The sequence below is a fragment of the Algoriphagus antarcticus genome (assembly GCF_002150685.1).
Lineage (GTDB): Bacteria > Bacteroidota > Bacteroidia > Cytophagales > Cyclobacteriaceae > Algoriphagus > Algoriphagus antarcticus.
Genome location: NZ_MSSW01000071.1, coordinates 46,112 through 55,935, shown reverse-complemented (window position 1 = coordinate 55,935; position 9,824 = coordinate 46,112). Strand labels below are relative to the sequence as shown.

Sequence of the window (9,824 nt, the reverse complement as noted above, 5' to 3'; positions counted from 1 at the left end):
TAAAGATACTTATTAGAGAATTGGAAGGTTAGCTTTTGGTAAATAGATCTCTTTTTATAAACTAAAGCTGATTACTAGTTATAGGGCTTTGCAGTGGATTAGGAGCATAGAGCAATCTACGGTGTGACGGTGGATCGTGAGCCGAATCTTGTTCGGTTTGATTATTGAGTCATTTTCGTATTTTCAAATCTGTCAAATTATTCTTCCTGATGGAGTGGCAGATTATATCCAGGATAAGAAGCTGTATTAGTAGAGGTGATTTTAGTTTAAGTCCGCTAGAAAAATAAAGTAGGATGTGGAATATTCTTCAGATAAGTTAGACTTAAAAGCAGGAGATAGTTCATTGTAATTTTCTAGAATACTTTCTCCAGTTACACCAAAAGCTAATTGCTTGTCTTTTACTACCGACGGTGTATAAAGGGTGATGTTTGATAATAAATCATCATAGAAAGAAAGGTAGGTAGTGAAGGTGTTCTTGCTTTCACTCCAAATACCAATTTTTCTGTTTCCTTTTTCAATGAATTCAGCCATTATCAAGTCATTGGATAACGAAAAAATATCTCCAGAAAGATACGTGTATTTTTTTTGGCCAAAAAACTTCATCATATCCATGGCATTTTCGATTCGAAGGAATTCTCCGTCAGGGACTTTGCTTGATCCAAAATCTACAATAAATAGTGGCTTGAGCCTTTGTTCACTATAACTATATACTGTGTCGTTAAAATATTTCGTAAATAAAACTAGTCCTTTCCATATTGAAAATGGGGCGCTGGTTTCATATGAAAATTTATATTCTCGATCATCCAATGGGATAGCAACATAGTTTATAGTGTCTGTATAGGTGACGAAGTCCCAAGATAGATCATCATTTATCCAATTGGTAAACGCTAAATATTCGTTTTTATATGGAAATTGAAAGCTTGCTTTAACCAAGAGTGTTTCAGTATAATCCTCTTTTAGGTTTTCATCTAACCACGTCAGGTTAAGACCATTTTGAATAATTCCAATTTTATTATTTTTTAAAATTAGGTTTGTTATACTATTGCTGTTAATTCTGTCATCGACTCCAAATTGAATGGTGTTTAATATTGTTCCATTTTTATCAATCTGGTAAAGTGAGGTTGTAAAGTCTTGATCAAATAGATAGTAATATGAGTCTCCAATAAATACTCTAGGAGTGCCTGCAATAGGACTTTCAGATTTTATTTCCAAAAAATCCATCTTTTTGGAAATTGAGGACATCAAAAGTGGAGAATCTATATCTATAGGTATGAGTGATATAAGAGCTTCATCTTGGGGCTTTTGAGAACAGGCTAAAAACAAACATAAAAATACTAAAGTTAATAGTTGTTTCATAATTAGGTAGTGTTCATAAAGTTTGAAATAAGCTGGCCAGAAAATTCTAGGCCAGCTTTAACTATTACTCCCCAAAGGGATTTTCGTCACAGAAATACTGCATGTTAGCAAAGCATTCCCCAGCACCATCAGTTCTACACCGAATAACCTGTTCAACTGCACTACCTTCAGAACAATCAGTCCACTTAATTTTCCAAGGGTTCTCTTCAACTGCTTTTACTTCCGTAGTTGATGAAACCAAAAAAGCCAAAACTAGCAGCCCACTAAAAAGAGCGGATGCCATCATTTTATAAATCTTCATTTTATTTATTGTTTAAATGATCCATCTATTACAAGAGATGGCTTCTTGGATTCACTTAATCACTTAGGCCTACGGGAGTGCTTCAGTTGTAATTTAGTTACAAAATTATATTTACAAGGTAACTACTTTACAGTCGGTTCATTTAATGGGTGGGGGGGGGGTGAATAATTAGTTTGAACGGCAATTTTATGTTTTGAGTAAATTATAGACCCCAATCACTATTTGTATTAGGTACATTTTTTTAAAAGCAATCAAAAATTCAACAAAACCTTGCAATAAACTCCTCTTTTTCTTTTCTTGAATACCTACCCAAATTGCCTGACTTTTCAACTTCAAACCTGACCTTAATGAAATCGAGCCTGCTTGAGGCAGAAAGGCATGTAGTATCCGGCACACACCGGGATGTTCCGATGGCTATTGGGATTGGCATGCGAGATTCCATATGACAACTAAAAACCTATTATAAACAGATGAAAAAACATACCTACGGAAGTGGGGTGATCGGCAACTGTGCCTATATCGCTCATGTAGAACTAGACACCAATATCAGTTGGATGTGTCTTCCAAGATTCGATTCAGATTTTATTTTTGGAGGGATGCTGGATCGCGAGAAAGGCGGGGAATTCACCATACATCCTGAATCCACTGAGATTAAATCCTCCCAAGTCTATCTCGAAAATACCAATGTACTCAAGACTACCGTCAAATCGGGAGAAGACACTTATTCGGTAACGGATTTTGCCCCACGTTTCAAAAACTTTGATCGCTACTACAAGCCACTGATGCTGATACGTAAGATTGAGGCAGTATCTGGTTCTCCTAAAATCAAAATCATCTGCAAACCTCGGGCAGATCGAGGCTCTCGGGCTTTGACGGCGAGTATGGGTTCAAACCATATTAGTTTTGCTGGAATAGACCAAGAACTGCGACTCTCAACTAATGCTCCACTCAGCTATGTAATGGATGGAAAAGCGTTCCTTTTGACAAAGCCGGTGTATTTGGTGTTGACATTTGGACGTCCGCTCGAAGCTCCTATTGAGACTACTTCTGATCAGTTTCTCCAGGCGACCACGAGTTATTGGCAGGAATGGGTAAAGTCCACGAGTATCTACAATTTTCACCAGAAATTGGTGCTTCGTTCTGCATTGATTCTCAAGATCCACCAATACGAAGATACAGGAGCAATCATAGCGGCATCTACGACCAGCCTTCCAGAGTCTCCCGGATCCACACGAAACTGGGATTACCGCTACTGCTGGATACGTGATAGCTACTATACCTTGACCTGTTTCAATAGTCTAGGGCACTTTGAGGAGTTGGAGAAATACTTTGAGTTTATTCACAACCTAAAGCCAGGTCCGGATGGGCGCTATCAGCCTCTTTATTCGATCACCGGCGGTTCGCTTTTGACAGAAGAAATCTCCGAACTCGCAGGATATCTGGGTAACAAACCAGTCCGCTTTGGTAATCAGGCATATACTCATATTCAAAATGATCTCTATGGTCAGGTATTGGTTTCTTTATTGCCAATTTATTCTGATCAGCGTTTTACCGAAGAGGAGAGAAGTTCCTCCAAGCCTATGGTCATGAATTTGCTGAATAAGATCGAATCCACGATGAATGAGAAAGATGCAGGGCTGTGGGAATTTAGAAATCTGGCTCAGCAGCATTGCTATACATTTTTATTCCACTGGGCTGGAGCTTGTGCTGCCGCAAAAATCGGCATTCGAATGAAGGATGATAACATGTATCAAAAAGCGATTGTACTACGGGACATGGCAGTTGTAAAAATCGAAGAATGTTATCTACCCGATCGAAAAGCCTACGCTCAGGCATTGGGATCTACCTATATGGACGCTTCAACGCTTCAGTTGATTACGATGGGGTATTTTGGGGATGATCTGGAGCGTGCAAACGATCATCTCAAGGCTTTGGAAGATGAGCTTTTGGCTAAAGATTATCTCTTCTACCGTTACAAGCATATGGATGATTTTGGTGTGCCAGAGACTACTTTCTTGATCTGTGCATTTTGGTATATCGAAGCCTTGGCATGCGTGGGAAGATTGGATGAGGCTGTAGAAGGCTTTGAGACGCTGGTGAAATACTGCAATCATTTGCAGCTTTTCTCAGAAGATGTGGATCAGAAGACAGGAAGTCAATGGGGGAATTTCCCGCAGGCCTACTCTCATGTAGGACTGATGAATGCCGCTTTCCGTATCGGAAGGAAGCTGGATCGACCGAATTTCTTGTGATTCGTTTTCTACCGCGGTGAGCGCGGCGGGTTACGCAGAGGCAACAACTTACTGTTATCTTTCTTCTCCAGAAGCTGGACTTACTTAAACCTTAGAGGTGTCACCCTAAGCGAAGTCGAAGGGTCTCCTCGAAGGTTTTTTTGGTTTTTAACCACGAAGAGCGCAGAATTTTATGCAGCGGCCACAACATAGTGTTAACTTTCTTCTCAAGAAGCTGAACCTACTTAAACCTTTGAGCTGTCACCCTAAGCGAAGTCGGAGGGTCTCCTCGAAGGTTTTTTTGGTTTTTAACCACGATGATCGCAGAGTTTTACGCAGAGGGCACAACAAAGTGTTATCTTCCTTTTCCAAAACTGGATTTACTTTAACCTTTGAGGTGTCACCCTAAGCGAAGTCGAAGGGTCTCCTCGAAGGTTTTTTTAATTTGCAACTACGAAGAGCGTAGAGTTTTACCCAGAGGCCACAACTTACTGTTATCTTTCTTATCAAGAAGCTGAACTTGATTAAGAAATAAAAACCTTTGAGGAGGTTTCTCAAAAGTCCCTTCTTCAAAATGACACAGCAAGGGTTTAGGTGGAGTACTTAATTGAGAGTTATGGATTTAGGCGGAGTTCAGGGCTGAAAGCTTAAAATACCTTACCCAAGTTCGGTAGGGCTGGGTATTTTAAGTTACGTTTAATTGTAAAGCTATGAAAGAGCGAAATATAGCTACCAATTCTTGTTAGGAATTTTCAATTCATCTTTTTAAGATAGATTATAGGAAATAGTACAATACTTGTAGCTTCAACTTCTGATTAATTATTTCCGCACATGAGTTTCCATAGATTTTTCTCTGCTCTTCTACTTATCGGTATTTCAATAGCGTTTGCTTCCTGTTCCAAGAACATCTACAAGGACAATAATAAAGCACATAAAAAGGCAGTCAAAGAAGCCACTGCCTTCATCCGGGAAATTCCTAAGACCAAGGCTGAACTCGATTACGATACCCTTAGCATCACCGATGAGTGGGTGGGGACTACGAATTTTAGCATCAGAAAACCTAACTATGTCATCATTCATCATACAGCTCAGGATTCCCTGAAGCAGACGATCATTACATTCACTGTTAGCCGAACTCAGGTGAGTTCGCACTATGTGGTGGGAAGAGATGGAGAGATTGTACAGATGCTAAACGATTATTTGCGCTCCTGGCATGCAGGAAGTGGGCGTTGGGGAAATGACACCGATCTTAACTCGGCCTCAATCGGCATCGAGCTGGACAATAATGGGAGCGAGCCATTCACTAATGCGCAGATTGAAAGTCTCTTGGTACTACTGAAGCGATTGAAGTGGAAATACGGAATTCCTACTGCCAATTTTATTGGTCATTCTGATATTGCCCCTTCTCGTAAAGTTGACCCGAGTACTTATTTTCCATGGAGAAAGTTGGCCGAAGAAGGATATGGACTTTGGTATGATGAGGCCGAGGTTTTTCCTATTATTCCGCCTTTGGATTATACTTCGATACCTCTCGAAAACTCTGACTATTTGCCTAAGGAAACGGTAGATCCGATTTTAGCTCTGAGAATTATCGGCTATGACGTCAGTGATCCAAAAGCCGCCATTCGCTCTTTCAAATTGCATTTTATCCAACGTGATATAGAATCGGAATTGACCGAAACGGATAAGAGAATCTTAGATAGCCTGTATAAAAAATACCTCTAAGGTTTTTTACCACAGCAAATAAAAATTTACCGCAGGAGGGCACAAAGGGTAACGCGGAGAGCTCAATTCGGGATTGTATAAGGTAGGGGCGGAAAAACTTTCGATCAATAAATGGTCGGAGATTATCCAGGTTGTCTGCCAAGTTTCTCAATTGTGCAACCCCCGCCACTCGGGCAGGCATTTCAGGGTTGAAATTCGTCATTTCCAATCCTCTTAGATCCCGCATTTCATACTGGCTATTCGCGGTTTGATCCCATTAGGATCATATGCTCGGAACTATATAAATATAGAAAACCAGGAAGTCGTTAAACCATGAATAGCCATGGATGGAACCTATGGCTAATCGAATTCAAATCCGTCGAACGACCCCGAAGGGTGTCCAACTAATGGGCTTTAAAAATTCTTAGGGGCAAAAAATATTTCGCCCCTACATAAATTATAAATTCATTCCTCAAATCAGGAAGTTAACTTCTGAAGCAACTGCCTTACCTGTTTCACCGATTTGATATTGAAATTAGCTTTTGTGTAAGCATAGCCGACACGAATAGAATAGGCATTTTTTGGCATCGCTTTGAACGTATCTTCATCAGTCCAATCATCACCGATAGCCAAGATGAAATCATATTCCATTCCTTTCATCATCGCTGTAGCCGCACGGCCTTTATTGATATCGGGACGCTTGATCTCCAGGACCATATTTCCTTCCAATACCTGTAAATTGTAACCTCTCGCCATGTATTTCAGGTGGCTGAATAGTTCGCGCATTCTGAGATCTCCCAGACCACTTTCTACTTTTCTATAATGCCAGACGAGTGAGTGATGCTTCTCTTCGATAAATGCCCCGGGAGTTCGTAATACGTAATACTCCATTATTTTTCGGATGTCACCTTTCCAGGTGTCGTCGATCTCAGCGTATAATTCCCAATCCCCCTGATCCTCTTTCCTCTTCACCCATACGCCATGCTCTGCGATCATATCTATATTTTGGCCTTTAAACCACTCTCCAAGGGTGTCTTTATCTCTTCCCGAGATGATCACCACCTGAGAAACTTCGCTAAGGTCTTTGACTATCCCTCTTAGTTCTGCATCAGGCGAAGCCTTTTGTGGGTCTGAATGGAATCCTGTCAGCGTGCCGTCGTAGTCAAGAAACAGGATAGATTTCTTCGCTTTTTTGAAACTGGCTTGGATCTCGTTCATCACTTTAGTGTCTACATCCTTGGATGTCAGTTCCTCTTGCTTTTGCTTCACATGATCCAGACGATCCATGAATACTTTCACCCATTGGAAAACATCATACTTTTTCAGGCTTTCCTGCATGCTTTTCATCCTGGCTTTTTGCTCAGCCAGAGGCATAGAAAGCGCATTGTAAATTGCATCGACTACGCCTTGTCTGTCATTTGGATTGACGAGGTTAGCGTCCTGAAGCTCTTTGGAAGCACCAGCCATCTCTGAGAGAATCAATACACCAGTCTGGTCAGTTTTGCTTGCCACAAATTCCTTGCAGACCAAGTTCATACCGTCCCGAAGTGGAGTCACTAGGGCGATGTCGGACATATTGTAAAAAGCACTGAGCTCTTCGAAAGGAAAACTCCGGTAAAAATAATGCACCGGTACCCAGTTTAACGTGGAGAACTCACTATTTATACGACCCACCAAAAGATCAATTTCTTCCTTAAGTTCTTTGTAAGACTGCACCTTGTCTCGGCTAGGTACCACGATCATAATCATGGACACTTTGCCTTGTAGTTCCGTATGCTGTTCTAGTAGTTGATTGAAAGCCTGAATACGCTGAGGGATTCCTTTGGAATAATCCAGGCGATCTATGGTGAGTAGCAGTTTTTGGCCTTCCACCTGCTTCCCAAATTCTTCTACAAATCGAAGCGTTCGTTTGCTTTTTGCTTGCTTCGCAAATTTGTCGTAATCAATTCCCATCGGGAAAGAATCAACATTGATAATCCTGTTTTCTGCCTGGATATAGCCACTTTCGCTGGACAAACCGTTGATTCTGCCCACGGCGCTGAGGAAGTGACGCATATCATCATAGGTGTGAAAGCCTATCAAATCTGCTCCGCACATTCCTGCCAACAGCTCTTTTCTCCAAGGAATCATTCGAATGATCTCGTATGAAGGGAATGGGATATGTTGGAAAAATGCAATGGTAGCATTTGGAAGCACTTCACGTAGCATTTGTGGAAGTAGGAGCAGTTGATAATCATGAACCCAGATCGTGTCGTCTGGCCCTGCTTTTTTCAAGATGGCATCGCAAAACTTCTGATTCACACGGACATAAGCTTCCCAGTGCTCTGGATTATAGACCATGTATTGGGTGAAATAGTGAAATGCCGGCCACAACGTTTCGTTGCTGAAGCCTTCGTAGAATTCTTCCACATCTGCCTTTGAAAGGAAAACAGGAGCCATTTTGAGTTCATGAAGTTCAAGGATGATTTCTGCTCGTTGCTCTGGATCGTCCACGGTATTTCCAGGCCATCCAATCCAAATATTTTCTCCTTCTTTATAGATAGATCCAAGCCCTGTGGCTAGACCTCCAGCACTTGGCTTGAACTCAAACCGGCCGTTTCGGTGTCGTAAACTGATAGGAAGGCGGTTGGAAACGATTATGGTTTTTGACATAAAATAATAGGTTTAACAATTAGAAAAGGCATAATCCAATTCATAAGGATGATAAGAGAAGTTAAAGATTATCTCTTGGAAAAAAAAAGTAATAGGGATGATGAGTTTAATCTTAATTCTGATTTTACAATTTGGAAACAAAAAAAGCACCCGGGGTGTCGGGTGCTTTTAAGATTATTTGCTCGCTACATTTTTAGGTTTGGTGTCCACCTTTGTCCAGATGAATTCCGCCAAGTCCCGGCCCTCTATGATGCCGTATTCAATAGCAGGTCGGTAGTGGATTCCACCATAAAACCTGCTCAAAGCGGCTTCTTCAGCAGCTTGGGAAAAGGAATCATATTCTCGAATAGGAAGGCCATAAGCTACTTCGGAACTATCTACGATATGAAATTCATCTCCAAAAAGATGAGCCAATGTATAAGCAGATGCTGCTGAAGCAACACTATGCCCGCTGGTGTGCTCAGGGAATGGGGGTGTTTGCAAAAGTGGAACCCATTGCTCATCGATGTGCTGATTGATGTACGTTTCAGGTCTGATTAGATTGCTTCTGTATTTCTCATCCCAGCAGGATATGAACGCTTCATTAAGTGAGATTCCAGTCATCGCAAAAGCTTCTGTGATTCCTTTCCAGTCTCTTCCTGCCGCTTTTGAGGCTATTGCTGCGATGCTCATCCAATGCCCGCCAGGAGTGATTTTCTTCTCTGCAAACATCACATGACCTTTCACATTCATTTTGTATGGATTACAGTCCCAAAATAACGCAATGTTTTTTTGCTCTTGAGTTGCCGCTTTGTCCATATCATAGACTTCTTTGGCTACTTGATAAAACTCACTGCCTGGCTCGGTAGAGAATGGAGGCGGAGGTAGTGGTCTGAACTGAGATGCTGAGTCCAGCACGAAAGTCCTGATCTTACTCCAATGAGGCTCTATAGCCTCCATGTATGCCGGTGGAGTAGGCTGCCAAGTTCCTTCTGTATCGGTCACAGTAAATTTTGGAAAAGAGCGACTTTGGTGATAATTATCTTTGGAGGAATATGCTCTGATTACATCTCCTACTTCTTTGCCGAAGGCTACAGAAGCTTCAAATACATCGTCTGGAATTCCTTTCTCTTTCAAAGCAGCGAACGTAGCATCTCTATGCTCATTCATCATGTCTTCGGAGAAAATCAATCCTGTACCCACGTAATAATATGCTGCCAGTGAGGCTAAAGGCGGATATACTTTTTCAGAAGGAGTGAAAGTCACTTTCTCTGATCCATTCAATTGCCCCATAAGAGAAGCATAATTTGGATCAACGGATGCAGCGACTTCATAAGCTGCAAGTGAAGCGTAGGTGTAAATCCTCGCTGCTACAGGAGGGGAGAAAATATCGTGAATGATTACTTCTGTAATTCTATCTTGAGCTTCACTGATATAATGGCCATCGGTAATGGCCTGGGAGTAATCGATAGGTTCTGCGCAAGAAGCTGAAATCAGGAGTATCCCTGAAAAGAGCATGAATTTGACGGTACGCATATTTTGGGATTTATTTTGTGCTGTTAGAATTTGAAATCTTGGTGGAGCTTTAGCAAAGCAGATTT

The 9,824-nt window shown here is 41.3% G+C and carries 6 protein-coding genes; 2 read left to right on the top strand and 4 right to left on the bottom strand.

The genetic code is table 11. The annotated features are described in order from the left end of the window. Nucleotides 1-261: 261 nt before the first annotated feature. Both BVH04_RS20795 and BVH04_RS20790 read right to left on the bottom strand, forming a co-directional pair. Nucleotides 262-1,356, bottom strand: coding sequence for a 6-bladed beta-propeller (locus BVH04_RS20795; protein ID WP_140160630.1), 1,095 nt, complete (start codon nucleotides 1,354-1,356; stop codon nucleotides 262-264). Nucleotides 1,357-1,420: 64 nt separating this feature from the next. After that, entirely contained in the window at nucleotides 1,421-1,657 is a 237-nt protein-coding gene (locus BVH04_RS20790; protein WP_086543383.1) for a hypothetical protein, read from the bottom strand. Nucleotides 1,658-2,127: 470 nt separating this feature from the next. Between BVH04_RS20790 and BVH04_RS20785 the strand changes: the two genes are divergently transcribed. Further along, nucleotides 2,128-3,909 (top strand): glycoside hydrolase family 15 protein, encoded by a 1,782-nt coding sequence (locus tag BVH04_RS20785; RefSeq protein WP_086543382.1) that lies wholly within the window; start codon nucleotides 2,128-2,130, stop codon nucleotides 3,907-3,909. Between the two features lie 810 nt (nucleotides 3,910-4,719). After that, nucleotides 4,720-5,613 carry an N-acetylmuramoyl-L-alanine amidase gene (locus tag BVH04_RS20780; RefSeq protein WP_086543381.1) on the top strand — a complete coding sequence of 298 codons (894 nt, stop codon included), beginning with the start codon at nucleotides 4,720-4,722 and terminating at the stop codon, nucleotides 5,611-5,613. Nucleotides 5,614-6,069: 456 nt separating this feature from the next. Here the strand turns inward: BVH04_RS20780 and BVH04_RS20775 are convergent, their stop codons facing one another. Together BVH04_RS20775 and BVH04_RS20770 are read right to left on the bottom strand one after the other, a co-directional pair. Next, nucleotides 6,070-8,244: a bifunctional alpha,alpha-trehalose-phosphate synthase (UDP-forming)/trehalose-phosphatase gene (locus tag BVH04_RS20775; RefSeq protein ID WP_086543380.1), complete on the bottom strand. Its 2,175-nt coding sequence runs from the start codon at nucleotides 8,242-8,244 to the stop codon at nucleotides 6,070-6,072. Nucleotides 8,245-8,418: 174 nt separating this feature from the next. After that, complete coding sequence (locus BVH04_RS20770) at nucleotides 8,419-9,759, bottom strand: vanadium-dependent haloperoxidase (RefSeq protein WP_086543389.1); 1,341 nt, start codon at nucleotides 9,757-9,759, stop codon at nucleotides 8,419-8,421. Nucleotides 9,760-9,824: the final 65 nt, after the last annotated feature.

Bases quoted from the DNA above. Each gene is read 5' to 3' on its own strand.
- BVH04_RS20780 (WP_086543381.1), top strand. From the start codon at position 4,720: ATGAGTTTCCATAGATTTTTCTCTGCTCTTCTACTTATCGGTATTTCA.
- BVH04_RS20795 (WP_140160630.1), bottom strand. From the start codon at position 1,356: ATGAAACAACTATTAACTTTAGTATTTTTATGTTTGTTTTTAGCCTGT.
- BVH04_RS20790 (WP_086543383.1), bottom strand. From the start codon at position 1,657: ATGAAGATTTATAAAATGATGGCATCCGCTCTTTTTAGTGGGCTGCTA.
- BVH04_RS20775 (WP_086543380.1), bottom strand. From the start codon at position 8,244: ATGTCAAAAACCATAATCGTTTCCAACCGCCTTCCTATCAGTTTACGA.
- BVH04_RS20785 (WP_086543382.1), top strand. From the start codon at position 2,128: ATGAAAAAACATACCTACGGAAGTGGGGTGATCGGCAACTGTGCCTAT.
- BVH04_RS20770 (WP_086543389.1), bottom strand. From the start codon at position 9,759: ATGCGTACCGTCAAATTCATGCTCTTTTCAGGGATACTCCTGATTTCA.